The following is a 25571-nucleotide window of genomic DNA, read 5'->3' as shown; positions in this document are numbered from 1 at the left end:
CGACCTCCGGGTCGGCTTTTTTATGCTTTCAGCGCAGGCTGTTGCATACCGCTCAGGCCCGGCATCACCTCGCGCATCAGCTGGAGAAACATCCGCAAACGTGCCGGATAATAACGCGCCCACGGGTAGACCAGATGCACAGGCAACGGTGGAATCTGCCACTCGGGCAGTAAAACCACCAGTCTGCCCTGTTCAATATCCTGTTGTACCGTCCAGCTTGAGACAATGGCCACACCCAGTCCCGTCAACGCCGTATTACGCGTCACATATAAACTGTCGGTATAGAGCCTGGGAGCGATGATGACGTGTTCTGTTTCACCACTGAGCGCGTTTGTGAGCGCTACGTTATGCTGATAGAAGGTGCTTAACGCAATCCACGGTAACGCGCCAAGATCCTGCGGCGTGTGGATTTCCGCAACACGGGCCAGCAGCGTCGGCGATGCGACGATACAACGTGGAACTTCGGCAAGCAGAACGGAAACGGTCGCCGGGTCCACCTCCGCCCCGACACGAATCGCGCAATCAATGTTGTCGCTAAGAAAGTTGACTATCTTATCGTTCAGCATCCATTGCACAGAAAGCTGAGGATAGCGCTCGAGAAAATGTGTCAGCGGAGCCAGAAGTTGCTCCTGGCCGAAGGCGTGGGGCGCCCGTACACGAAGCATCCCGACGGGCTCGTCTTCTGTCTGGCTCAGTTCGTCTTCCAGCGCAAGCCAGGAATCAATCACGCGTCTCGCATGTTGATAGCAGCGCTCACCATCGTCGGTAAGTTTCATCGCATGGGTGGTGCGAAGAACCAGTTTGACCCCAAGCATGGTTTCCAGCGACTGCAGACGACGACTTACCGTGGCCTGAGTGGTATTGAGTTGACGCGCCGCGGCCGATAGCGACCCCGCTTCAACAATGCGCACCAGCGTGCGCATTAAATCGACGCGGTCTATACGTTCTGTACGCTGCATTTAAATTCTCACTATACGTTTCACGTATAACCGTTTTACCACTCCGCTGGCTACCGCGTCACGCTGGATTCGTCAAAAATAGATTCACACCAACTATGAATATGTTTGAGGAAAAGTTATGAACCGTCATTCTCAATCGATAAACCCGGCGCAGTGGATTATCTTTGCGCTGGCGCTGGGGGCGGGTTTCAGCGTCGCGGCGATTTATTATGCACAACCGTTATTACCGCTGATGGGCAGCGACCTGCATTTAACCGTTAACGGAATGGGGCTGGTCCCAACGCTAACGCAAGCAGGCTACGCGCTGGGCATCCTTTTTTTATTGCCGCTGGGTGACCGTTACGATCGTCGCCATCTTATTCTGGTTAAAAGCGCGGCACTGGCCTTATTGCTACTGGCCTGTAGCCTGATGACACAGTTACCCGGATTATTGCTGATCAGTCTCTTGATAGGGATGGCGGCAACCATGGCGCAGGATATCGTTCCCGCCGCCGCCATCCTTGCGCCTGAGGGTAAGCAGGGGAAAACCGTCGGTACCGTGATGACCGGCTTACTGCTGGGGATTTTACTTTCTCGTACCGTGAGCGGTGTTGTCGGCGCCGCCTTTGGCTGGCGCATTATGTTCCAGCTTGCAGCGGTAAGCATTGCCTTTATCGCCGCGCTGATGTGGTTTGTATTGCCGCGTTTCGCCGCGCATTCAACGCTGAGTTATCCGGCGTTAATGAAAACGATGGCGCACCTTTGGCAACGTTACCCTGCCCTACGCCGTGCTGCGTTTGCACAGGGCTTTTTATCCATTGCGTTTAGCGCTTTCTGGTCAACACTCGCCGTTATGTTGCTGGAAAAATATCATCTCGGAAGCGCAGTCGCAGGTATGTTTGGTATTGCAGGCGCAGCAGGTGCGCTGGCGGCGCCATTAGCCGGGGGGCTGGCAGATAAAGTCGGTGCCGAAAAAGTGACCCAACTGGGTGCGGCGCTGGTCACCCTCTCCTTTGCTTTGATGTTCGCACTGCCGGTATTGTCACCGCATGGTCAACTGGCACTGATAGCGCTGTCAGCCGTTGGTTTTGATCTGGGCTTACAATCCAGTCTCGTGGCACACCAGAATCTGGTCTATGGCCTGGAGCCAAAAGCGCGTGGCCGCCTGAATGCGCTGCTCTTTACCGTCGTGTTCATTGGTATGGCGCTGGGGTCTGCGCTGGGTAGTAAGATCTACACTATCGCCGCCTGGCCTGGCGTGGTGGCGCTGGCAACGTTGACAGGCGCAGTCGCCCTGGTGATCCGTTTAGTGGATAACCGCCGTCTCGCGGCAGAATCGCGGAATATCGGATAAAAAAAAGGCCCGCACCGGAGACCGGTGCAGGCACACAGAACATGTTCCAGTTTCCAGACATGTTCTAAAGCGAAGATTACTTATTGAGCTGGAACAGCGACATGCCTTGCATGTCGCTAAATGCTTTATAGGATGCCTGCAATGCCGTCTGCTGCATGGTGTAAGACGATATGACCGAGTTCCAGTCTACGTCGACGAGATCGCTCATCTGTGTTTTCAGCGAAAGCGAACGGTCATCACCCAATTCATCAAGATTGGTCAGCTCTTGTAACTGTGTACCCAACTGCGCACGAACGGTCGATACGTTGTTCAACGAGTTAGTCAGTCCACGGTTGGCTTTGTCCAGTGCTGCCTGTGAGACAGCCTGTGCAGCCTCATCACCCGAAACCGGGACTTTCAGCGCCGCAATCGCGTCATCTAACATACTGAACACGTTGGTTTGCGAAGTGCCGCCACCAGGTTCCGGAATAGCATTACTGGTAATGCTATTGAAAACCTGGTCACCCGTATGGGCAATCACCATGCTACGGGACGCATCCACCTGCTGAGAGATGGCAACGTTGCCGCCATTATAAGCTCCCGATGCATCAAACGGGGGGGTATCGGTTTTATAACCGCCAAAAATATAGCGGCCGTTACCATCCGTGCTGTTTGCCAGGTTAAGCAATTGATCGCGGACACCCTGTAGCTCCGTCGCCATAGATGCGCGGTCGTCGTCGCTCAATGTGCCATTCGCCGCCGCAACCAGGGACGTATGAGCCGACGTCACCGCAGTGGTCACCTGTGACAGCACGTTTTCTTCCAGCGAGACTTTTTGGGTAGCGAAAGTACGCGCGGTTTTATACTGTTCGTTCTGCTGTTGCGCCTGCGAAACCACGACAGCCTGGGAGGCGGCAATCGGATCATCAGAAGGCTTGTTCACGCGCTGACCTGTCGACATTTGCAGGCCATAATCCATCCACTTAGTCTGTGAATTGGTGATACCGCGCATGTTTTGTTCATACATCATCTGAGTACTAATACGCATCTCTTACCCCTTACTTAGCGTACGTTCAGTATCGCATCGAACAGCGTGTTTGCCGTCTGCAACACCTGCGCGTTTGCGAGATAATATTGCTGGTAACGCTGCAAGTTACCGTACTCTTCGTCGAGGTTGACGCCAGAAATCGATTGCTGCTGGTCAGAAAGCTGCGTAACCACATTCGCCTGCGTAGTACTGCTGGTTTTCAGCGTTGACGTGGTCGTACCGACATAACTGATCATTGACGCATAGGCATCGTTAAAACTTTTGGTATTACCGATGACTTTGCTGTTTTGCAGATTTAACAGCGCCTGACCATTGGTGTTGTCGCTTTTGCCGGATGTCGCGCTGGACGCCATGGCAATTTTCGACTCATCGGTGATGGCAACGCTCATATTGGTAATCGCGTTCACGACCGGTTTCACCGTAAAACTGTCGTTTTTGTTCGCTGTACCGGAAACGCTGATTTTCAGACCGTCAAAATTGAGGTTGCCGCTGGCATCAGGCGCGACGGCAAACGCCGTATTATCCGCCAGTCGGGTCACATTCCAGCCAGTATCGGTTTTGATCAGTTTGTAGTCCGTCGCCTGCACCTGGTTACGATCGCTGATTGTTGCTGTCAGCGCGCCAGTGCCGGTGTTTTTCGCATTACTCAGGGTTGCCGGCGTGCCAATTGTGAAGAAGTCAGTACCAGGATCACCCTCGACATCATAGCCTTGTTTATGCTGCGCATTGAAGGCATCAGCGAACGCATAAGCCAGTTGGCCCAGCGTGTTGCGCGTCTTATCCAGATCCTGAGAGCGGAAGGTCAACACGCCCCCCAGTGAACCGGTGGTCAGCAGTTTTTCCGGAATTTCAATGTTCCCTGCGGTCGGGTCAACATAAGCAACCGTCGTACGGGAAGGGTCATCACTGGATGCTACCGCTGCCAGCTGACGGGATGTACTGCCCTGAACCAGCGTGTAGCCATTCGCCATTGTGATGTTAAACGTACTGTTGTCCTGGACGCTGACTTCGACACCCACAATGCCGTTCAGCTCACTCACCAGTTGGTCGCGCTGATCCAGCAAGTCGTTCGGCGATGCGCCACCGCCTACTGCCGTCAGACGTGAAATTTGGTCGTTCAGATTAGCGATTTGGCTGGTGTAGTTATTAATCTGATCGACGCTTGATGAGATCGAGGTATTGACCTGTTTGTCCTGATCGCGCAGGTACTGATCGGCTACTTTAAATTGGTTAACCAGACCGTCAGCTTTACCCAGTACGCTCTGTCGGGATGATGAATCCTCGGCGTTACTGACCAGCGTCTGAACGCTGGAGAAGAAACCTTGCAACGCAGTGGCCAGAGTATTGGTTGAACCCGACAGCATGTTATCAATTTTTGACATCTGGTTATAACGGGTCGTCAGGCTACTGCTCTGCGTATTCGCTGCGCGTAACTGGTTGGTGATAAAAGAATCATATTCACGTTGTACACCAGTGACTAACGCACCGTTGCCAATCCATCCACCAGCACCCAGTGTGCTATTCGCCGCATTCAGGACTGTTGTCTGGCGGGTATAGCCCGTCACGTTATAACTTGAAATGTTATTACTGGTGGTATTAAGCGCCGCCTGGGCTGCGCTGAGCCCACTCATTGCGGTATTAATCAAGTTGGCCATTGAGGTTCCTTATAAACTTTGAGACATAAGTCCTGCTAACGATTATCGGCAACCCGGAGCTGAACTTGAGTCATTTCAGAACAGATTTTCAATATCATTGCTGTAGGCTTTACTGACCTTCTCGCCCATAGACTTAAGCTGCTGAATCATACTCGTCAGTTTCTGCGCATATTTCGGATCGGTGGCATAACCCGCGTTCTGCAGCGCTTGTGCGCCTTGTTCCGGCGTTGCCGCTGTCGTTACCGCCGCATACCGCGGATTACGACTGAGCATGCTGACATAGTCAGAGAGCGCTTCCAGATACGAGCTGTAAACACGGAACCTGGCTTTGACCTTTTTGGCTTCGCCATTTTCATATTCTGTGGTGGTGATTTCGGTGGTCGGCCCTTTCCAGCTGGGCGTCGCCTTCACGCCGAAGATGTTAAAGCTCGGAGCGCCGTTTTCACGGGTAATTTGTCGCTGGCCCCAACCGGATTCCAGTGCAGCCTGCGCCAGGATCAGGTGGTGCGGCACCCCGCTTTGTTCACTGGCAAGTCGGGCAGGCAGAGAGAGCTGAGCCAGGAAGTCTTTGCTATCGCCGCTCAGCGGCTCGTCATTATTTTCCGGCGCTTTCGGCAACGCTTTGCGCACCATTTGCGTTATCGCCTGGCTTTGATAGGTATTGATGGTTTCGAGGTCGAACTTCATCGGCACCTGCTGCATCTGGTCACCCGGCGCCACCGGCGCCTGACCGCCTGACATCTGCTGAACCATCATATCGGCCAGACCAAGCCCTTTGCCGGCCGTCATCTGCTGCGCAATTTGCTGGTCATATAAGCTGGTGTACATCCGCGTGGAATCGCTGCTGAAAATGCCGTCTTTTGGCAGGGCCTCGCGCATGCTTTTGAGCATCATTTGCACGAACATCCCTTCAACCTGACGCGCCACAGGCCGCAGGTTCGTCTGCGGGTCCTGTCCGGCTTTGGTTTTCAGATCATTAAGCGATTGCGCGTCCCATGCCGCGCTCGCCATCAAACGGCTGTCAGTCAGCATTAGATGATCTCCAGCTTAGCCCGCAGGCAACCTGCGCTCTGCATTGACTGCAGAATCGACATCAGATCAATGGGAGTCGCACCCAACGCATTCAGTGCGCGTACCACGCTGTTCAGGTTAGCGCTGGAACGAATGCTCTGCAGGGAACCGCCACTCTGACGCAGGTCAATCTGTGTCTGCGGCGTGACCACTGTCTGACCACCGCCAAACGGCGTGTTCGGCTGGCTTACATTAGCAGACTGGTTGACCGTGACAGAGAGGTTCCCCTGTGCAACGGCGCAGTTATCCAGCGTCACCTCGCGGTTCATAACAACAGAACCGGTGCGAGAGTTGATAACAATTTTCGCGTCCTGCGGCGCGGCACCGACTTCCAGGTTCTGGATATCCGCCAGCATGCGCACCTGCGAACTGCCACCTTGCGGCACACGGACCTGCACCGTACGGGCATCCAGCGCAGTTGCGCCGCCCATGCCGCGACGGTTGATGGTGTCAGCAATCTGCTGCGCCATCGTGAAGTCGTCCTGATTCAGTTGCAGGTTAATGGTATTGCCATTACCAAACTGGGAAGGGAGTTCACGCTCAATCACGGCCCCACCGGTGATACGCCCACCGTTAAGTTGGTTAACCGCCACGCTGCTGCCACCCGCAGAGGCACCTGCGCCACCAACCAGAATATTCCCCTGCGCCAGCGCGTATACCTGGCTGTCCACCCCTTTGAGCGGAGTCATCAGCAGCGTACCGCCACGCAGGCTTTTAGCGTTACCCATAGAAGAGACCACCACATCAATGGTCTGCCCCTGACGGCCAAACGCCGGGAGCTGGGCGGTGACCATGACCGCCGCAACGTTTTTGAGCTGCATGTTGGTGCCAGCCGGGACGGTGATGCCCATCTGCGACAACATGTTATTCAGGCTCTGGGTCGTGAATGGCGTCTGGGTGGTCTGGTCACCCGTTCCATCAAGACCCACCACTAAGCCATAACCAATTAAGGAGTTTTCACGTACGCCCTGTACACTGGTGAGGTCCCGGATGCGGTCGGCCTGGGCGACGAACGCCACCAGCACCAACGCTATTCCAGCCAGAAATCTAAACATAATTCACCCCGGTTACATCGGCGATAAGTTAAGGAAGAAACGCTGCAGCCAGCCCATATTCTGCGCTTCGTTGATATAGCCATTGCCGACGTACTCAATGCGCGCGTCCGCCACCTGCGTGGACGGAACAGTATTGCTGCCGCTGATGGTGCGTGGGTTCACAACACCTGAGAAGCGGATAAATTCAGTGCCCTGGTTGATGGCGATCTGTTTTTCACCCACCACATGTAAATTGCCGTTGATCAGCACCTGGTCGACCGTGACGGTCAATGTGCCGCTAAATGTATTGCTGGCGTTGGCGCCGCCTTTCCCGTTGAACGAGTTGCTGCCTTCGCTTGTCAGATCTGCGCGCGAATTGCCGAACAGGCCTTCCAGGTAGCGTGGCGTCGTATCCATAGAGAAGCTGCTTTTGCCATCGCGGCTGGCGTTCGCTGATGAACTCTTACTGGCGCTCACGTTTTCTTGCAGCACCAGCGTCAATGTATCCCCGACGTTACGCGGACGGCGGTCTTCAAACAGCGGCTGGTAGCCGTAGTTGATAGGCTGCGCAGTCTGGTAAATAGAGCCATTGACCACCGGAACGGGTCCCGGCATCGGTTGAGCGGTCGTTGCGCCCTGCACCAGCGGTGTTGAGGGAACCCAGGCACATCCGTTCAACATCAGTGCCAGTAAAGCTAACAGGGGGTAGCGGCCCGCGGCGTTTTTTTGCATTACATTCATCTTCGAAATCAGGGTTCCGGTGCAGCCTGTGCCGCACCGGATAACGCCTTAGAGTTGCGACAGTTTTTGCAGCATCTGATCGGTGGTCGATACCGCTTTGCTGTTAATTTCATAAGCGCGCTGAACCTGGATCATGTTCACCAGTTCTTCTGCCACGTTTACGTTCGAGGTTTCTACATACCCCTGATACAGCAGACCTGCCCCGTTCAGCCCCGGCGTCGTGGTGTTCGGCGTACCGGAAGACTGTGTTTCGAGGTACAGGTTTTCACCGATACTTTCCAGACCGGTGTCGTTCATAAAGGTTGTCAGGTTAAGCTGCCCGACCTGCACAGGCGCTGTCGCACCCTGCTGCGTGGCGCTGACCACACCGTCACGACCAATGGTGATGCTCAGCGTGTTAGCCGGAATGGTAATAGCTGGCTGAACCTGGAAGCCGCCCGACGTTACCAGTTGACCATTCTGGTCAACCTGGAATGAACCGTCACGGGTATAGGCAGAGGTGCCGTCCGGCAGCAGGACCTGGAAGAAGCCCTCACCTTTGATAGCCACATCTTTGCTGTTGTTCGTCTGGGAGAGGTTACCCTGACTGTGCAGACGTTCGGTGGCCACAGGGCGAACACCGGTACCAATCTGCAGGCCAGAAGGCAGCGTTGTCTGTTCAGAAGATTGCGCGCCAGGCTGACGAATTGTCTGGTAAAGCAAATCTTCAAATACCGCGCGCTGACGCTTGAAACCATTGGTGCTGACGTTCGCCAGGTTGTTGGCGATAACGTCCATATTGGTTTGCTGGGCATCGAGGCCGGTTTTAGCGATCCATAATGAACCTATCATAGGAAATCCTGTTTATTAGCTCATGGACAGTAACTGGTTGGCACGCTGCGCATTCTCATCAACGTTACCAATAACTTTCATTTGCATTTCAAAGCGGCGGGCGCTGGCGATCATATCGGCCATCGCTGCCATAGGTTTGACATTACTGCCTTCCAGCACACCTGACATCACGCGAATGTTCGGATCCGGTTGTAACGTCTGACCGCGAGTGGCTTGTGCGCTTTGGCTGACGCGGAAAAGACCGTCATCGCCACGTACCACTTCACTGCCGCTGGCTTTCACCAGTTTCAGTTTGCCAATCGGAGAGACCGTGTTCGGCGGGTCGCCGGCAGTCAGCGCGGAAATGGTGCCATCCGCAGCAATCGTGACCTGCGAACCTTCCGGTACGGCAATGGGTCCGCTCTCACCCATTACCGGATGCCCCTGGATGGTCAGTTGCCCGGTCGGCGTCACCTGAATGTTACCGTTACGGGTATACCCTTCGGAACCATCCGCGCTCTGCACCGCTAGCCAGCCGTCCTGTTGCAGAGCAACATCCAGCGGGCGTGACGTATAGTTCAGGTCGCCTGGCGTCATATCAGCGCCAGGCGTGGTCTCGGCGACCAGTGTACGTGTCGGCAGCGACAGCCCTTCTACCGGAACCGCACGCAATGCACTAAGCTGCGCACGGAAACCAGGCGTTGACGCGTTGGCCAGGTTGCTGGCGGTGACAGACTGCTGGTTCAGCGTCTGACTTGCCGCACCCATCGCTGTGTATATTGCGTGATCCATTAGACCATCCCGTCAGCCGATTAACGCAGGTTAACCAGCGTGTTAAGGATCTGATCCTGGGTTTTGATGGTCTGCGCGTTCGACTGATAGTTACGCTGCGCGACGATCATATTGACCAGTTCTTTACTCAGATCCACGTTAGAAGCTTCGAGTGCACCATTGGTCAGCGAACCGAAGTTACCGGTACCCGCCGTGCCCAGCAGCGCAACGCCGGATGAGTTAGTGGCAGACCATACGTTATTACCCTCAGATTTCAGGCCTTCGTTGTTGGCGAAGTTCGCCAGAACAATCTGCCCCAATACCTGTTTCTGTTCATTGGAGTAGGAACCCACGATGGTGCCGTCATCGTTAATGGTGTAGCTCACCATCGAACCCGGCTTGTAGCCATTCTGCGAGGTGCTCACGACAGCGCTGGTGGTGTTCTGCTGCATGGAGTTCAGGAAACTCAGGGAGAATGTCGCCGGCGTCGCGCCGCTGAGTGTACCGGAGGTGACAGTAATGGCCGGGTTCGTATTCGCCGTTGTGGACAAGTCATAATTACCGGTAGTGGTATTCAGGGTGTAGTTATATACACCTTGCAGACTACCGTTCTGGTTAAAGACCATCTGCGCTGCTTTGGTCGCCGTAGAGCCCGTTACGCTGGAATCCTGGGTGTAGACATCCCATGTATTGTCAGCTGATTTGACATAAAACACATTCATGTCATGGGCGTTACCCTGGCTGTCGTAAACGGTGATTGGCCCTTTTAAGTTGTAGCTGTCAGCGTTAGTCGGATCGAACGTTGTCACCGTCGGCGTCTTCGAAGACGAGTTCAGGTTAACGGGCATTGTAGCCGTCGTCGTGATTTGTGCTGACATCAGCGTCGACGGGATAGTAATCGCCGTTGGGTTAGCACCCGACTGGATAGTCGGAGGGGTACCGCTTGCCGGAAAGCCTGTCACTTTCAACCCCTCCATGTTCACGAGGTTGCGGTTTTCATCCAGCGTGAACTGGCCGTTACGGCTGTAATAAACAGAGCCGTTGGTATCAACGAGACGGAAGAAGCCGTTCTGGCTAATCGCAACGTCCAGGCCACGGCCGGTATTGGTGGTGGTGCCGTCATTAAAATCCTGGGTAACACCGGCGACTTTAACGCCCAGACCTACTTTAGATCCCGCGAACATATCGGCGAAGGACGCAGTACTGGATTTAAAGCCATACGTAGCGGAGTTGGCGATGTTGTTACCAATAAGATCGAGGTTGGTGGCCGCAGCATTCAGACCGCTGACCGCTTGTGAAAAGGCCATGACTTACTCCTGATAAGTGTTAAGGCTTAAATAATCTGCCGAACTTCGTTGAGCGTAGTGGTGCCGTAGGTACCTAAATCTAACTTGTTGCCTGAATCCGACAGCGTTACACCCTGAACCAGAGCGTATTGCAGCGGCTGAGCAACCAGTTGCGTAGTGCCTGAACTGGCGGCGATAGAAACTTTATAAGAACCGTCGGGGGCGGTAGTGCCGTCTGAAAGCTTCCCATCCCAACTAAAGGTGTGGACACCCGCGGTTAGCGGCCCCAGGTTAACGGTCTGAACGACAGTGCCGTCTTTACTGGTGATGGTCGCGGTCGCTTTGTCTGCAGCCTGGGTCAATTCAACGCCAAACGGTGTTGTTGTTGAGTTACCGGCCAGAACCGTTGTGCCTTCAATCATCACCCCATGGCCCACCAGGTTGCTCGCCTGCAGCGCCTGGCTGCTGTCGATCTGACCGGAGATAGAGCCCAGCGTGGTATTCAGTTTTTCAATCCCGTTCAGCGTACTGATCTGCGCAAGCTGCGAGGTCAGCTCATTGTTCTGAAGCGGGTTGGTCGGGTCCTGGTTTTTTAACTGTGCGACTAACAGGGTCAGGAAGCTGCTCTGTAGATCTGACGCGCTACTCGTGGTCAGCGGAGACGAGCTGCTACTGCTGCTGGTGGAGCTGACACTGTTGCTGGATGTGTCGTTCACATTTACGGCGATAGACATTTATGTCTCCTTTTACTGGCCGAGGGTAAGCGTTTTAAGCATCATGTTTTTAACGGTGTTGAGCACCTCCACGTTCGCCTGATAGCTGCGGGACGCAGACATGGTGTTCACCATTTCACCGACAACATCAACGTTAGGCATCTTGACGTAGCCCTTCGCATCCGCCAGTGGGTTGCCGGGTTCATAAACCAGCTTGTCGGGCGCCTGGCTTTCAACAACGCCCGCCACTTTTACGCCGCCCGTCGCCTGGCCAGGTGCAGCATCCACCTGAAAAACGACTTGTTTAGCGCGATAAGGTTTTCCGTCCGGTCCGGCAACGCTGTCGGCGTTTGCCAGGTTACTGGCGGCCATGTTCAGACGTTTAGACTGCGCGGTTAACGCAGAGCCAGCGACATCAAAGATATTCAGCAAAGCCATGGTTAGTTATTCCCCTGCAACACGGACATCATGCTTTTAATCTGCCCGCCCAGCACGGTCAGCCCTGTCTGATACTTAAGGCTGTTATCCGCAAACTGTGTACGCTCGCGATCCATATCCACGGTGTTGCCATCGGCTGACGGCTGATCCGGAATACGGTAAAGCAGGTCCGCAGAGGGGGTGGAGATAGCTTGCGCCGGAATATGACGACTGGAAGTTAACGCCAGCGAGACGCCTGTGTTCTCTGCCCGGCCACGTTCCATCACCTTCTTCAGTTCGCTGGAAAAATCCATATCACGCGCCTGATACCCCGGGGTATCGGCGTTAGCAATATTGGAGGCCAGGATTTCCTGGCGCTGCGCGCTCAGATTCAGTGCTTCTTGCTGGAACCGTAACGCGGCATCAAGTTTATCGAGCATGGCTTCCCCGCTGATGACAATTATTTAGTCAACAGCTTAAATCTCATTACGCGCGCCTTATCGACGGAATAAGCGCAAAATGCGTCGCTATTTATTCCGTTGATAGATTTGTATGGCGGGTAGAATCCTGTCATCTCTTCAACAAACAACAGGCAGGGGTCTGCGATGAACACGTTGAAAAGCGGTTTAGCCGCGGCATTGCTGTTTTTGATTTTAAGCCCGCAAGTGTTGGCGCAAGACTTAAAAGCGCAGCTCACCGCGTTTTTTGCACAACGACTGGCTGGCTTTAGTGACGAGGTGGTGGTAACAATACGCACGCCGAAAAATCTTTATCCCACTTGCGAGCAACCAGCCTTAAGTTTGACGGGGTACGCTCAGCTATGGGGAAACGTCAACGTATTGACCAACTGCGGTAACGAAAAACGCTATTTACAGGTGAACGTCCAGGCGACGGGAAATTATGTTGTCGCCGCTCAGGCGATTGCCCGCGGCACGGTTCTGACGCCGGGAAGTGTAGCGCTCAAACGCGGCAGGCTCGATCAGTTACCGCCGAAAACAATGCTCGATATTTCTCAGGCACAAGATGCTGTTAGCCTGCGCGATCTCTCACCCGATCAACCGGTTCAGCTCTCGATGCTGCGCCAGGCCTGGCGAGTAAAAGCCGGCCAGCGCGTGATGGTTGTAGCAAATGGCGAAGGCTTTAGTGTCAATAGTGAAGGCCAGGCACTGAACAATGCGGCGGTGTCGCAAAGTGCCCGGGTACGCATGTCTTCAGGGCAAATTGTAAGTGGAATTGTCGGCGCTGATGGGAATATTCTGATTAACCTATAATCTTTTTAAAGAATTTGCGGCATCTGCCGATAAATAAGCAACGACTGAAGATGGCAGACCCAAAACGCCGGAAAACCTCTATGAGGACAACACACTATGAGCATTGATCGTACATCGCCTTTAAAGCCGGTTAGCACCGTTACAACACGTGAGACCAGCGACACCCAGGCACAGAAAGTACGTCTGGAAAAATCGAAGACCGCCAACAGCACGAGCGTAACGCTGAGCGATGCCCAATCCAAACTGATGCAGCCGGGCAGCGGCGACGTCAATATGGAACGCGTTGAACAACTGAAAACGGCAATCCGTAATGGTGAGCTGAAGATGGACACCGGCAAAATCGCTGATGCCCTGATTAACGAAGTGCAGAGTTACTTGAGTAAATAATGTATGAATCAACTGTCAGATATTCTTGATCAAATGACAGTTATCCTGAACGCATTAAAAGACGTGATGGATGCTGAGCAAAAACAACTCTCTGTGGGCCATGTGCATAGCAGTACGCTGCAGCGCATCACGGAAGAGAAAAGCTCATTGCTTGCCACACTGGATTATCTGGAGCAGCAACGTCGCGAAGCGCAGAAAGTGCAAAGTAGCGCGAACGACGATATTGCCGATCGCTGGCAGATAATCACCCGAAAAACGCAACACCTGCGCGATCTGAACCAGCACAACGGCTGGTTGCTCGAAGGGCAAATTGCCCTTAACCGAAAAGCGCTCGAGGTACTGAAACCTCACCAGGAGCCTGGGCTTTATGGTGCGAATGGTCAGACCTTTACGGGTAGCAGGGGCGGAAAAAAGATTTCCATCTAGCTGTCGCGTTCACATTCTTCTTTGCGGGAGTCGCCTGTCAGGGGCGACTCCCTTTCGCGTTTACGCTATCCGACGGGCGAAGTCTTTCACTCTGAACCCCAGCAGCGCCAGCGTGGCAAAGTAAGCCACAACCCCTACCACCACCACGACCATCAGCCGAATCAGTCGATGTGCCATATTGCCTTGCGCCCAGTCTGGCATCACATACAGCATGCCAAACAGTGCCGCGGCCATCACAAGCACCGCAATAATCAGACGTGTAAGAAAACGTCCCCAACCGGCCTGTGGGGTAAAGATATTCTGCTTACGCAGCTGCCAGTAGAGCAGACCGGCGTTCAGGCACGCCGCCAGACCAATCGAGAGTGACAGACCGGCATGTTTTAGCGGGCCGATAAACGCCAGGTTCATTAACTGCGTCATCACCAGCGTGACGATAGCAATCTTTACCGGCGTTTTGATGTTCTGTCGTGAATAGAATCCGGGCGCCAGCACTTTCACCACAATGAGGCCCATCAGACCAACCGAATAGGCGATGAGCGCGCGCTGCGTCATCTGGGCATCAAACGGGGTGAATTTACCATACTGAAAAAGCGAAACCGTCAGCGGTTTTGCGAGAATGCCTAACGCCACCGCGCTGGGAAGCGCCAGCAAAAAGCACAACCGCAGTCCCCAATCCATCAGGCGGCAATACTCATCATGATTACCGCTGGCAAAACTTCGCGAGAGCGACGGCAGCAGAATCGTCCCCAGCGCCACGCCAAGCACCCCGGATGGAAACTCCATCAGGCGGTCTGCGTAATACATCCAGGAGACCGAACCTGAGACCAGGAAAGAGGCAAAAATGGTATTGATAATCAGGGAGATCTGACTGACCGATACGCCGAGGATCGCCGGCCCCATCTGTTTCATCACGCGCATCGCGCCCGCATCGCGGAAACTAATACGCGGCAGCACCAGCATGCCAATTTTTTTCAGATGCGGCAGTTGATAAACCAACTGCAGGATACCGCCCACCGTTACCGCCCATGCCAGCGCAAGTACAGGCGGATGGAAATATGGCACGCCAAACAGCGCAAAACCAATCATGCTGATATTAAGCAATGTGGGCGCGAATGCCGGGACCGAGAAACGGTTCCAGGTATTCAAAATCGCCCCGGCGAGTGACGCCAGTGAAATCAGCAAAATATAGGGAAACGTTATCTGCAAAAGCTGAGAGGTTAAGGCAAATTTATCGGCGGTATCGGCAAACCCCGGCGCCGTAACCAGAATCACCCAGGGCGCCGCCAGCATCCCGGCAATGGTGACAACAGCCAGCACCAGTGTTAACAGCCCCGAGACATAGGCAACAAAAACCCGCGTCGCCTCTTCGCCCTGTTTACTTTTATATTCTGCCAGAATGGGCACAAAAGCCTGAGAGAATGCCCCTTCGGCAAAAATACGTCGTAAGAGATTCGGCAGTTTAAATGCCACAAAGAAGGCATCGGTCGCCATCCCCGCACCAAATACCCTCGCCACAATGGCATCACGTGCGAAACCCAGCACGCGAGAAAACATGGTCATTGAGCTGACGGCCGCCAGCGATTTTAATAAGTTCATTTAGGATTCCATAAACACAACGCCTGCACAAAGCAGGCGTTGGTATCGCGAAGCGCTTAGTCTACCTGGAATAACGCGAATTTCTACCGCCATATGTTACAGAGGGTTATTCGCTCATCGCCTCACGCCAGAGTTTTTCAACGATGCGCTGGGCCATGATGGCCTGTTCTCCGGCTGTTTCCGGAACCGTCTGATTTTGCACACATTCAATAAAATGACGCGCGCATCCGGCGAAGCCTCGCTGCTCCAGAGTACTCTGCCAGCCGGGGATTGCCGGCGTCACTATCCCCTGCCCCTGTTCTTCGCGCCATTCACGCATATCGGTAACGTCATAAAGTCCACCATCCGTTACGGCCTGCACCCACTCACGTTGACTACCGGCACGGCGATGCATACTGGTGGTGATGTTCAATGCGCCCTGCGCAAAGTGGTGCTCGGCATAAATCATTTCACCCTCGTCATTGGTCAGCAATGTGCCGCTGGCAAGCGACGCGCTGCCTCCTGCTAACCAGAGTGCCGTATCCACAACATGCAGATAATCATCCAGTAAGGTGAAACGCAGATCGTGTGGGCCAACGCTGTTGCTGCGGTGTTTATCCATACGCAGCGATGCAGCCTGCGGCAAATGACGTTTTAACTGACGGTACAGCGGCGCGAAACGGCGGTTAAACCCCACCATCAGCGTCAACTTTTTGCGCGCCGCCAGTTCAATAAGCTTTTCCGCATCTGCCAGATTTTCTGCCAGGGGTTTGTCGACGCAAACATGGACACCGGCATTAAGCAGTTCACTCACCACTGCATAATGCGAGACAGTAGAGGTATGGACAAAGACTGCGTCGCACTGCGCAGCGAGATCGGCTAACGACCCGGCATAAGGGATACGCCAGGTGTCGCACACGCGCTGCGCTTTTTCCCGCGTCGGCGACCATGCGGCCGCCAGCGTCCAATCGGTCGCCGCCCCGAGTACCGGTAACCAGGCTTTTTGCGCGATGCCGCCCAATCCCACCACCCCAATACGTAATGCCGCCACGATTAATCTCCCAGATGTTCGAGTAATGAAGCCAGACGCTGTTTCAGCTCGGCAACATCGTTTTCCAGCGCTTCGACACGTGAAGCCAGATCGTTATTGGTATCAAGCGGGCTTACCGCCTCCACAACGTTAATCAGCGTCTCCACATCACCGCTAAACAGATGCATGTAACGGCTTTCCCGTTTGCCTGGCTCTCTGGCCAGGCGCACAACGTACGGACCATCTTCGCGCTGAGCCAGATTCTCCAGCGCGCTTTCCACTTCACCCATATCGTTAAATTCATGCATCCGCGCCGCGCGTCCACGCAGTTCGCCTGGCGTCTGCGCGCCACGCAGTAACAGCGTGGTAATGATGGCCACTTCCGCTGAGGTGAGTTTCAGGTCACCAAATTCGGAGTTGCAGAAACGCTGCTCATATTTAGTGACACGGTTACCGAAACCGCTGACGGTACGCAAATAGTGACGCTTCACCAGCATATCCAGCACGTCCTGCACCTCATGCTCGCTGAGGTTCATTACCGGTTCACGGTTGGTTTTTTGGTTACATGCGGTCACCACGGCATTGACTGACAGTGGATATTGTTCTGGCGTAGTGACCTGTTTTTCCAGCAGGCATCCGATGACGCGCGCTTCCGTGGCACTGAGCTGATACTTCATGTTTTCTCCTTAACGACCTGGGGTCCAGTCTTTGGTGGTCAATGCCGTCAACACATGGTCGCGCCACTGTCCGTCAATCAGCAGATACGCTTTTGCGTAGCCCTCTTTTTCAAAACCAAGACGCGCCAGTAAATCGCCGCTGCGTTTATTGTGCGGCATATAATTCGCCATAATACGGTGCAAATGTTGCGTTCGTTGCATATAGCGAATGGCTGCCGTCAGCGCTTCGAACATTAACCCCTGCCCCTGCCATTTTTGCCCGATGGAATATCCCAGATAGCAGGCATGGAACGAACCGCGTACCACATTGGAGAAATTCGCCACACCGATGATTTCTTTTTCTTCTGGATCGAGTAACGCGAAATAAAATGCGGTTCCTTGTTTATGGAATTCGTTAATCATGCCCAGGCGTGCCTGCCAACCGGACGGATAGCAATGGCTCTCATCACGAACCGGTTCCCAGGGCTTTAAAAATTGACGGTTCTCGGCGTAATAGTCCGCAAGGCGCCAGGCGTCCCGCTCATGGACTAAGCGAACCACCAGCCTGTCAGTGACCAGGCGTACTTTCGGCACATTACTGCGATAGCCAAACATTCATTCCTTCTCCTTCCGGTTACTACTCTCAACCCCTTCCCTTTACTATACATTTGCTCGGCCACTCTGTGAAAACAACAACCTGCATTTTCGTCATCCATACGTTTTTTCGATGAGAACTCTGAATTAAAGCCCGCTTTTGATAAAAAAATATTGTCGCCCCGATGATGGGAAAACATCAGGCGACCCGGCAGAATATGAAAGTACTTTCTTTTATTTCCCGGGAGGGGGAATGTCACGCGTATCGCAGGCAAGGAGCCTGGGTAAATATTTCCTGCTCGTCGATAATATGTTGGTGGTGCTGGGTTTTTTCGTCGTTTTCCCGCTTATTTCTATACGTTTTGTTGATCAACTCGGTTGGGCTGCCTTAATCGTCGGTATTGCCCTTGGGTTACGGCAATTCGTGCAGCAAGGACTGGGCGTTTTCGGCGGCGCTATCGCAGACCGTTTTGGTGCCAAACCGCTGATCGTTACCGGCATGCTCATGCGTGCAGCGGGTTTTGCCACCATGGGCATCGCTCACGATCCCTGGCTGCTGTGGTGCTCTTGCATATTATCCGGACTAGGCGGTACGCTCTTTGACCCGCCGCGCACTGCGCTGGTGGTCAAGCTGATTCACCCATCCCAGCGTGGCCGCTTTTTCTCTATCCTGATGATGCAGGACAGCGCGGGGGCGGTAATCGGCGCACTGATTGGCAGTTGGTTGCTGCAATACGATTTTCGTCTGGTCTGTGCCGTCGGCGCCGCTGTATTTGTCCTTTGCGCAGGCTTTAATGCCTGGCTACTGCCCGCGTGGAAATTATCGACGGTAAGAACGCCGGTACGCGAAGGACTCAGCCGCGTATTGCGTGACAAACGTTTTGTCACCTATGTGCTGACGCTCACCGGGTATTACATGCTGGCGGTACAGGTGATGCTGATGCTGCCTATCATGGTGAATGATATTGCCGGTTCGCCAGCAGCAGTCAAATGGATGTATGCCATCGAGGCCAGCCTGTCGCTGACGCTGCTATACCCTATCGCCCGCTGGAGCGAAAAGCGGTTTCGCCTGGAACATCGGCTAATGGCCGGGCTACTGTTTATGTCATTCAGCCTGTTGCCAATAGGCCTTGTTACCAGCCTGCAGCAGCTGTTTACGCTGATTTGCACCTTTTATATCGGATCCATTATTGCTGAGCCGGCACGTGAAACGTTAAGTGCGGCACTGGCTGATTCCCGTGCACGCGGTAGCTATATGGGGTTCAGCCGTCTGGGTCTGGCCTTTGGCGGCGCGCTGGGTTACGCCGGCGGTGGCTGGTTGTTTGACGTGGGTAAAGCACTGAGTCAACCGGCGTTGCCGTGGATGATGCTGGCGCTGATTGGTCTTATCACCTTTTTCGCCTTACTGTGGCAATTTGCTCAAAAACGGACCCCTTCCCGCCTGCTCGAGCCCGGCGCGTAATTTGCCACTCCTTTTAATCTCCTCCATACTTTTTTGTGATGGACAATCAGTATGGAGGAGAATCGTGAAACTCTACATTTATGATCACTGCCCGTTCTGCGTTAAGGCCCGCATGATTTTCGGTCTCAAAAATATCCCCGTCGAACTCAATGTGTTGCTCAATGATGACGAGGCAACGCCAACCCGTATGATCGGCAAAAAAATGGCGCCGATACTGCAAAAAGATGACAGCCGTTATCTGCCAGAAAGCATGGATATTGTGCATTACGTCGACAAGCTCGGCGGTAAGCCACTGCTGACCGGGAAGCAGAATCCGGCTCTCGACGCCTGGCTCAGAAAAGTGAATAGCTACGTTAATCGCCTGCTCATCCCGCGCTTTGCTAAAAGCGCCTTTGATGAATTCGCGACGCCTGAAGCGAGAGCGTACTTTGTCGCCAAAAAAGAGGCGGCCATCGGCGACTTTGCTGAGCATATGTCCCATTCATCCGGCCTTATCAAGAACATCAGCGATGATTTACGCGCACTGGATAAGCTTATCGTTCAGCCAAATGCAGTTAATGGCGAGCTGTCGGATGATGATATTCACCTGTTCCCCTTGTTGCGGAATCTGACTATTGTGGCCGGGATTAACTGGCCGACTCGCGTGGCCGACTACCGCGATAATATGGCGAAACAGACGCAAATTAACGTGCTCTCATCAATGGCGATATAATGCCCCAGGCGGAAGCGTACGCTTCCGCTTTCAGCTTTTTCTGCTGGCTTATCCTGTGCCCTGGGCTGATGCTGCAGACAAGGATGAATACACAGGCACTCTGTTGAGGAACACAATGAAAAAGATTATCTTCGCCGCGGCGCTCATTTTAAGCGGCGTTTTGGTGGGTTGTAACCAGCTAACACAGTACAGCATCAGCGAGCAGGAAATTAACCAGTCACTGCAAAAACGCAACAATTTCGCCAAAGATATCGGCCTGCCTGGCGTGGCGGATGCACATATTGTCCTTAGCAATCTGGCCAGCCAGATTGGACGCGAGGAACCGAATAAGATTACGCTTTCCGGCGATGCCAGTCTGGATATGAACTCCCTTTTCGGTAGCCAGAAAGCCACCATGAAGCTCAAGATGAAGGCATTGCCGGTCTTTGATAAAGAAAAAGGGGCAATCTATCTCCAGGAAATGGAGGTAGTCGACGCGACCGTCGCGCCGCAGAAAATGCAGTCCATTCTGCAAACGTTGATGCCCTATTTGAACCAGTCCCTGCAAACCTACTTTAATCAGCATCCTGCTTATATTCTGCGTGAAGATAGCAGCAAAGGCGAAGCGCTGGCGAAAAAATATGCCAAAGGTATCGAAGTGAAACCCGGAGAAATTATCATCCCCCTCACCGATTAAGCGCGTAAGGTTTTTTACGGAAAAGCGGCAAACGGAGCTGTTTTATACCTAAAATAGCCGCATTGCTGAAAGACAGCGAAGCCGTGAATTCCCGGAAACTTACGCAAGTGAGTGACCGGGATGCCCGTGAAGCCAATGCATATGCAGCTTGAAGTATGACGGGTATACGCTTATTCTTAGTGCCCGGCAAAAAACCAGCCATATTGACTGATTCTCACCCAGCCGGAGCACTCTCATGACAGCACAATCCCAGGTTTTAAAAATCCGCCGCCCTGATGACTGGCACGTTCATTTACGTGACGGCGAAATGTTAAAAACCGTCGTGCCCTGGACCAGCGAAATCTATGCTCGCGCAATCGTCATGCCCAACCTTGCCCCGCCGGTGACCAGCGTCGATGCGGCTATTGCTTATCGCCAGCGCATTCTTGATGCCGTACCTGCCGGGCATGACTTTACTCCGCTAATGACCTGCTATCTGACCGACTCGCTCAATCCTGACGAAGTGGAACGCGGTTTTCGCGAGAACGTCTTTACTGCCGCCAAGCTCTATCCTGCAAATGCCACCACCAACTCCAGCCATGGGGTGACCAGTATTGATGCCATCATGCCGGTGCTTGAGCGTATGGAAAAATTGGGGATGCCACTGTTGGTACACGGTGAAGTGACCCATGCGGAGATCGATATCTTCGATCGCGAGGCCCGTTTTATAGAGACGGTGATGGAGCCGCTTCGCCAGCGTCTGCCGGGATTGAAAGTGGTTTTTGAACATATCACGACGAAAGATGCGGCAGATTATGTGCGTGACGGCAATGAACTGCTGGCCGCCACCATCACACCGCAGCATCTGATGTTCAACCGCAACCATATGCTGGTTGGCGGCGTGCGCCCCCATCTCTACTGTCTGCCCATCCTGAAACGTAATGTGCATCAACAGGCACTGCGTGAACTGGTTGCCAGCGGCTTTACTCGCGCCTTTCTCGGTACGGACTCCGCGCCGCACGCCCGCCATCGTAAAGAGGCCAGTTGTGGCTGTGCAGGCTGCTTCAACGCGCCGACCGCGCTGGCAAGTTATGCCACTGTGTTTGAGGAGATGAATGCGCTGCAGCACTTTGAAGGTTTCTGCTCACTCAATGGCCCGCGTTTTTATGGCCTCCCGGTGAATGAGTCTTTTATTGAGCTGGTGCGTGAAGATTCCACGGTTATCGACAGTATTGACTTGCCGGAAGATGCGATCATCCCGTTCCTTGCCGGTGAGACCGTGCGCTGGACAGTGAAATGCTGATTTTTTTCACGCCCCCTGTTGTAAACCCTGCAAGGTAACTGTATAAATACACAGTATATAACACAGGGGGTTGCCATGCGCATTGAAGTCACTATTGCCAAAACTACACCACTCCCGCCTGGCGCTATCGATGCGCTGGCGAGCGAGTTATCCCGCCGACTGAATAATTATTACCCTGATAGCGAAAATAAAATTACGGTCCGTTATGCGACAGCAAATAACTTGTCCGTAATGGGCGGAGCAAAAGAAGATAAAGAGCGCATCAGTGAAATTTTGCAAGAAACCTGGGAAAGCGCAGACGACTGGTTTATCCGGGATTAAAAAATAAGCTGTATTGTGCATGTTTTGCCGGGTCGCCCCGGCTTTTTTGTTTTTTTAAGTAAAAATCCTACTTCTCTCCTAACTCACTTAAAAATAACGCGTAAGTTAGCGCTTTCTTGTTCAAAAAAATCCAGCTGCAATAAAATTATGTTGCAGAGTGTTATTTATTCGATCAGCAAGGTTAAATATTGGTATACTGAAAAGGCTTCACAAAACACGCATTGAACCTCGAAAGTCGTTGTCAGTTAACACGCCATAAGGGGGTTATGATGGAAAAGAATAATGAAGTCATCCAGACCCATCCTCTGGTTGGATGGGATATCAGCACAGTGGACAGTTACGATGCACTGATGTTGCGCTTACATTACCAGACCCCAAACAGAGCCGCTTCACAGGATACAGAAGTAGGCCAGACGTTGTGGTTAACGACCGAAGTTGCCCGCCAGTTTATTTCGATTTTAGAAGCGGGTATCGCCAAAATAGAATCAGGCGAGTACCAGGAAAATGAGTATCGTAGGCATTAGCGATAATGCTCAATAATCACTCAACAGGCACCCATGGGGTGCCTTAATTATTTCCCGTCTTGTATAACGCCTCCCGGTTATTTACTCTCCTGACTACGCACTTGATGGAGAACAACATGAAATACGATTTGATCATCATTGGCAGCGGTTCTGTCGGTGCAGCGGCGGGCTATTATGCGTCCCGTGCCGGTCTCAACGTACTGATGACCGATGCGCACCTGCCGCCACATAAGGAAGGAAGCCATCATGGCGATACCCGTTTAATCCGCCATGCTTACGGGGAGGGTGAAAAATACGTTCCGCTGGTACTGCGCGCTCAGGAACTGTGGGATCAGTTGGTTGCTGAAAGCGGCGAAGCCGTATTTGAGCGCACCGGCGTCCTCAATCTTGGCCCTGCGCACTCCTCTTTTCTGGTCAATGTCGCGCAAAGCGCGCTGCGCTGGAATCTGGCTGTAGAAAAACTTGATGCGCCATCTCTGATGGCACGCTGGCCGGAAATCGTCGTCCCCGATGACTACATCGGCTTGTTCGAAGCAGACTCCGGCGTACTGCGCAGCGAACTGGCAATTAAAACCTGGATTCGCCTGGCGCAAGAAGCCGGATGCGCACAGTTGTTTAACTGCCCGGTGACAGCCCTGCATACTGCCGATGATGGCGTGAGTATTGATACGTCAGAGGGCACATTCAGCGCGAAAAAGGTCCTGGTGAGTAGCGGTACATGGGTTTCGCGACTGGTTCCGGACTTACCTGTGCAGCCAGTACGAAAAGTCTTTGCCTGGTTCCAGGCCGATGGTCGTTACAGTACCAAAAATCGCTTCCCGGCCTTTACCGGTGAAATGGCGGATGGCTCTCAATACTATGGTTTCCCCGCTGAGGACGACGCGTTAAAAATCGGCAAGCATAACGGCGGACAACTCATCAACGAGGCCAGCGAACGCGTATCGTTTGGCGCGGTGGCTTCTGATGGCTCTGAATGCTTTAGCTTCCTGCGCCAGTTCTTGCCGGGTATCGGCGGGTGTCTGTACGGCGCCTCTTGTACTTATGACAATTCTCCTGATGAAGACTTTATTATCGACACCCTACCCGGCTCTTCCGATGTTTTGCTGGTCACAGGCTTAAGCGGGCATGGCTTCAAATTTGCGCCGGTACTGGGGGAAATTGCGGCCCTCTTCGCCCAGGGTGAAAGCAGTAAGTTTGATTTGACCCCCTTCTCTTTAGCACGCTTTGCAGGATAATTTCTTTGTGCGGCCCCTTTATGGGCCGCCTTTTCTTTTGGCCGATTATCAGGAGAGATTATGCGCCGCTTATTCCTTTATCTGGTTAATAATGTCCGCGAGCATTTAATGGTATATATCATTTTATGGTCAATCATTGCCCTTGTGGATCTTATTTATATTGTCTGGGCTGAATAACAAATATTGACGCTTACTGACATTAATTTAAAAAAACCAAAATATCGACAGATTTTTTGAAATAAAAAACCCTACTCAACCCCTTCTATTCAGGCCTTATAAGCATCAATCACCTCCTCACGCTCGAATCAACTGAACATATCCATGATAATTTATTCAAATTTTATGATATTAAAAAATCAGATTTATTAATTGTTATTTTTAAGTTGCAATATTATTTTTCTGACGCCATTTTAAATTAACTTTTACACTCTTGCGGTTAACATTATGCAACTTCGTAATTCTCCATTTCGCTATGGCGCAATTTCTGTTGTCCTGCACTGGCTGGTCGCAATTGCCGTCTATGGCATGTTTGCGCTGGGTTTGTGGATGGTCACGCTCAGCTATTACGATGGCTGGTACCATCAGGCGCCCGAACTGCATAAAAGTATTGGCATTGTCCTGATGCTGGTACTGGTAATCCGCCTTATCTGGCGGCGCCTCTCTCCTCCTCCCGCGCCACTCGCAAGCTACTCTCGATTGACGCGTATTAGCGCGGTGGTTGCACATGTCGCGCTTTATTTGCTGCTGTTCGCCATTCTGTTCAGTGGCTACCTCATCTCCACCGCTGACGGGAAGCCGATCAGCGTTTTCGGCCTGTTTGATGTGCCTGCCACGATTGCCGATGCAGGCTCGCAGGCAGACCTCGCCGGAGATATTCACCTGTGGCTGGCATGGACGGTCGTCATCCTTTCGGTCTTGCACGGCCTTGCCGCCTTTAAACACCATTTCATTGATAAAGACGACACCCTAAAGCGCATGCTGGGTAAATCGTCATCTGACTCTGGAGTATGATATGAAGAAAAGCCTGCTGGGTTTTACTCTCGCTTCGTTACTGTTCTCTGCGGGTTCCGCGATGGCAGCGGAATACAAAATCGACAAAGAAGGTCAACACGCCTTCATCAATTTCCGCATCCAGCACCTCGGTTACAGCTGGTTGTACGGCACATTTAAAGACTTTGACGGCTCTTTTACCTTTGATGAGGCCAATCCTGCCTCTGATAAAGTCAATGTCACCATCAATACCAACAGTGTCGATACCAACCATGCGGAACGCGACAAACATCTTCGCAGTGGTGAATTTCTCAATGTGACGAAACATCCGCAGGCAACCTTCACCTCGACTGAAGTAAAAAAAGACGGTGATGAGCTGGATATCACCGGCAATTTGACCTTAAACGGCGTGACCAAACCGGTGAAACTGGAAGCCAAACTGATTGGTCAGGGTGATGATCCCTGGGGTGGCAAACGCGCTGGTTTTGAAGCGGAAGGGAAAATTAAACTTAAAGACTTTAATATCACGACCGACCTTGGCCCTGCTTCGCAGGAGGTCGAATTGATAATCTCAGTGGAAGGCGTACAGCAGAAGTAACCACCCGCAGAAGTA

30 protein-coding genes are annotated in these 25571 nt (G+C 52.9%); 14 read left to right on the top strand and 16 right to left on the bottom strand.

All coding sequences use genetic code 11. The features are described 5' to 3' along the window. Positions 1-20: 20 nt before the first annotated feature. On the bottom strand, positions 21-959 hold the full coding sequence (locus L2097_RS03815; protein ID WP_250352159.1) for a LysR family transcriptional regulator: 939 nt from the start codon (positions 957-959) through the stop codon (positions 21-23). A 118-nt stretch (positions 960-1077) separates the two neighbouring features. Between L2097_RS03815 and L2097_RS03810 the strand changes: the two genes are divergently transcribed. Next, the gene (locus tag L2097_RS03810; RefSeq protein ID WP_085007579.1) at positions 1078-2292 is read left to right on the top strand and encodes an MFS transporter; all 1215 of its coding nucleotides are present in this window, start codon (positions 1078-1080) and stop codon (positions 2290-2292) included. A gap of 76 nt (positions 2293-2368) precedes the next feature. On the opposite strand, the gene flgL is transcribed toward L2097_RS03810, so the two are convergent. The 11 genes from flgL to flgB all read right to left on the bottom strand — a co-directional run bounded on the left by flgL (position 2369) and on the right by flgB (position 12257). Continuing rightward, the gene (gene flgL, locus L2097_RS03805; protein ID WP_085007580.1) at positions 2369-3319 is read right to left on the bottom strand and encodes a flagellar hook-associated protein FlgL; all 951 of its coding nucleotides are present in this window, start codon (positions 3317-3319) and stop codon (positions 2369-2371) included. A 14-nt stretch (positions 3320-3333) separates the two neighbouring features. Further along, on the bottom strand, positions 3334-4974 hold the full coding sequence (gene flgK / locus L2097_RS03800) for a flagellar hook-associated protein FlgK (RefSeq protein ID WP_250352158.1): 1641 nt from the start codon (positions 4972-4974) through the stop codon (positions 3334-3336). Positions 4975-5049: 75 nt separating this feature from the next. After that, the gene (flgJ, locus tag L2097_RS03795; RefSeq protein WP_047369851.1) at positions 5050-6006 is read right to left on the bottom strand and encodes a flagellar assembly peptidoglycan hydrolase FlgJ; all 957 of its coding nucleotides are present in this window, start codon (positions 6004-6006) and stop codon (positions 5050-5052) included. Beyond that, positions 6006-7100: a flagellar basal body P-ring protein FlgI gene (locus L2097_RS03790; RefSeq protein WP_250352157.1), complete on the bottom strand. Its 1095-nt coding sequence runs from the start codon at positions 7098-7100 to the stop codon at positions 6006-6008. Before L2097_RS03790 ends, flgJ begins: the two co-directional genes overlap by 1 nt. A 12-nt stretch (positions 7101-7112) precedes the next feature. Next, positions 7113-7811, bottom strand: a complete 699-nt coding sequence (locus tag L2097_RS03785; RefSeq protein WP_047369849.1) for a flagellar basal body L-ring protein FlgH — start codon at positions 7809-7811, stop codon at positions 7113-7115. A gap of 57 nt (positions 7812-7868) precedes the next feature. After that, positions 7869-8651, bottom strand: a complete 783-nt coding sequence (flgG, locus tag L2097_RS03780; protein WP_041851741.1) for a flagellar basal-body rod protein FlgG — start codon at positions 8649-8651, stop codon at positions 7869-7871. A gap of 15 nt (positions 8652-8666) precedes the next feature. Then, entirely contained in the window at positions 8667-9422 is a 756-nt protein-coding gene (locus tag L2097_RS03775; protein ID WP_250352156.1) for a flagellar basal body rod protein FlgF, read from the bottom strand. A 20-nt stretch (positions 9423-9442) separates the two neighbouring features. After that, a complete protein-coding gene (gene flgE, locus L2097_RS03770) occupies positions 9443-10708 on the bottom strand; it encodes a flagellar hook protein FlgE (protein WP_250352155.1) in 1266 nt (421 codons plus the stop codon). 26 nt (positions 10709-10734) lie between these two features. Continuing rightward, positions 10735-11421, bottom strand: coding sequence for a flagellar hook assembly protein FlgD (flgD, locus tag L2097_RS03765; protein ID WP_047369846.1), 687 nt, complete (start codon positions 11419-11421; stop codon positions 10735-10737). A gap of 12 nt (positions 11422-11433) precedes the next feature. Beyond that, a complete protein-coding gene (flgC, locus tag L2097_RS03760; protein WP_047369845.1) occupies positions 11434-11838 on the bottom strand; it encodes a flagellar basal body rod protein FlgC in 405 nt (134 codons plus the stop codon). Positions 11839-11840: 2 nt separating this feature from the next. Further along, entirely contained in the window at positions 11841-12257 is a 417-nt protein-coding gene (gene flgB, locus L2097_RS03755) for a flagellar basal body rod protein FlgB (RefSeq protein WP_047369844.1), read from the bottom strand. A 165-nt stretch (positions 12258-12422) separates the two neighbouring features. On the opposite strand from flgB, the gene flgA reads away from it, so the two are divergent. From flgA to flgN, 3 genes are all read left to right on the top strand, one after another. After that, positions 12423-13088: a flagellar basal body P-ring formation chaperone FlgA gene (flgA, locus tag L2097_RS03750; protein WP_085006722.1), complete on the top strand. Its 666-nt coding sequence runs from the start codon at positions 12423-12425 to the stop codon at positions 13086-13088. Between the two features lie 96 nt (positions 13089-13184). Beyond that, entirely contained in the window at positions 13185-13475 is a 291-nt protein-coding gene (flgM, locus tag L2097_RS03745) for a flagellar biosynthesis anti-sigma factor FlgM (protein ID WP_047369842.1), read from the top strand. 3 nt (positions 13476-13478) lie between these two features. Further along, entirely contained in the window at positions 13479-13901 is a 423-nt protein-coding gene (gene flgN / locus L2097_RS03740; RefSeq protein ID WP_047369841.1) for a flagella biosynthesis chaperone FlgN, read from the top strand. A 60-nt stretch (positions 13902-13961) separates the two neighbouring features. Here flgN and murJ read toward each other — a convergent pair whose 3' ends face one another. From murJ to rimJ, 4 genes are all read right to left on the bottom strand, one after another. Further along, positions 13962-15497: a murein biosynthesis integral membrane protein MurJ gene (gene murJ, locus L2097_RS03735; protein ID WP_250352154.1), complete on the bottom strand. Its 1536-nt coding sequence runs from the start codon at positions 15495-15497 to the stop codon at positions 13962-13964. A 106-nt stretch (positions 15498-15603) separates the two neighbouring features. Then, on the bottom strand, positions 15604-16527 hold the full coding sequence (locus L2097_RS03730) for a Gfo/Idh/MocA family protein (protein ID WP_142518084.1): 924 nt from the start codon (positions 16525-16527) through the stop codon (positions 15604-15606). A gap of 2 nt (positions 16528-16529) precedes the next feature. Next, positions 16530-17183, bottom strand: a complete 654-nt coding sequence (locus tag L2097_RS03725; protein WP_250352153.1) for a YceH family protein — start codon at positions 17181-17183, stop codon at positions 16530-16532. Positions 17184-17192: 9 nt separating this feature from the next. Then, complete coding sequence (gene rimJ, locus L2097_RS03720) at positions 17193-17777, bottom strand: ribosomal protein S5-alanine N-acetyltransferase (protein WP_041851753.1); 585 nt, start codon at positions 17775-17777, stop codon at positions 17193-17195. Positions 17778-18009: 232 nt separating this feature from the next. Here rimJ and mdtH point away from each other — a divergent pair, with 232 nt between their 5' ends. The 10 genes from mdtH (at position 18010) to L2097_RS03670 (ending at position 25556) form a co-directional block, all read left to right on the top strand. Beyond that, positions 18010-19218 carry a multidrug efflux MFS transporter MdtH gene (mdtH, locus tag L2097_RS03715; protein ID WP_250352152.1) on the top strand — a complete coding sequence of 403 codons (1209 nt, stop codon included), beginning with the start codon at positions 18010-18012 and terminating at the stop codon, positions 19216-19218. 64 nt (positions 19219-19282) lie between these two features. After that, on the top strand, positions 19283-19930 hold the full coding sequence (grxB, locus tag L2097_RS03710; protein WP_085006719.1) for a glutaredoxin 2: 648 nt from the start codon (positions 19283-19285) through the stop codon (positions 19928-19930). A 115-nt stretch (positions 19931-20045) separates the two neighbouring features. Next, positions 20046-20606: a lipoprotein gene (locus L2097_RS03705; RefSeq protein ID WP_047369835.1), complete on the top strand. Its 561-nt coding sequence runs from the start codon at positions 20046-20048 to the stop codon at positions 20604-20606. 235 nt (positions 20607-20841) lie between these two features. Next, positions 20842-21888 carry a dihydroorotase gene (gene pyrC, locus L2097_RS03700; protein WP_250352151.1) on the top strand — a complete coding sequence of 349 codons (1047 nt, stop codon included), beginning with the start codon at positions 20842-20844 and terminating at the stop codon, positions 21886-21888. Between the two features lie 75 nt (positions 21889-21963). Then, complete coding sequence (gene dinI, locus L2097_RS03695) at positions 21964-22209, top strand: DNA damage-inducible protein I (RefSeq protein ID WP_047369833.1); 246 nt, start codon at positions 21964-21966, stop codon at positions 22207-22209. A 269-nt stretch (positions 22210-22478) separates the two neighbouring features. Next, positions 22479-22733, top strand: a complete 255-nt coding sequence (bssS, locus tag L2097_RS03690; RefSeq protein ID WP_041851759.1) for a biofilm formation regulator BssS — start codon at positions 22479-22481, stop codon at positions 22731-22733. A 116-nt stretch (positions 22734-22849) separates the two neighbouring features. After that, complete coding sequence (solA, locus tag L2097_RS03685; RefSeq protein ID WP_250352150.1) at positions 22850-23968, top strand: N-methyl-L-tryptophan oxidase; 1119 nt, start codon at positions 22850-22852, stop codon at positions 23966-23968. Between the two features lie 60 nt (positions 23969-24028). After that, positions 24029-24145: a YceO family protein gene (locus L2097_RS03680; RefSeq protein WP_250352149.1), complete on the top strand. Its 117-nt coding sequence runs from the start codon at positions 24029-24031 to the stop codon at positions 24143-24145. Positions 24146-24412: 267 nt separating this feature from the next. Beyond that, complete coding sequence (locus L2097_RS03675; protein WP_047369831.1) at positions 24413-24979, top strand: cytochrome b; 567 nt, start codon at positions 24413-24415, stop codon at positions 24977-24979. A 1-nt stretch (position 24980) separates the two neighbouring features. After that, the gene (locus tag L2097_RS03670; RefSeq protein ID WP_047369830.1) at positions 24981-25556 is read left to right on the top strand and encodes a YceI family protein; all 576 of its coding nucleotides are present in this window, start codon (positions 24981-24983) and stop codon (positions 25554-25556) included. Positions 25557-25571 lie beyond the last annotated feature (15 nt).

The sequence above is a fragment of the Citrobacter sp. MNAZ 1397 genome (genome assembly GCF_023613995.1).
In the GTDB taxonomy this organism is placed as follows: domain Bacteria; phylum Pseudomonadota; class Gammaproteobacteria; order Enterobacterales; family Enterobacteriaceae; genus Phytobacter; species Phytobacter ursingii.
The sequence above is the reverse complement of the archived record's forward strand: the minus strand, read 5'-3'. Positions and strand labels throughout refer to the sequence as shown.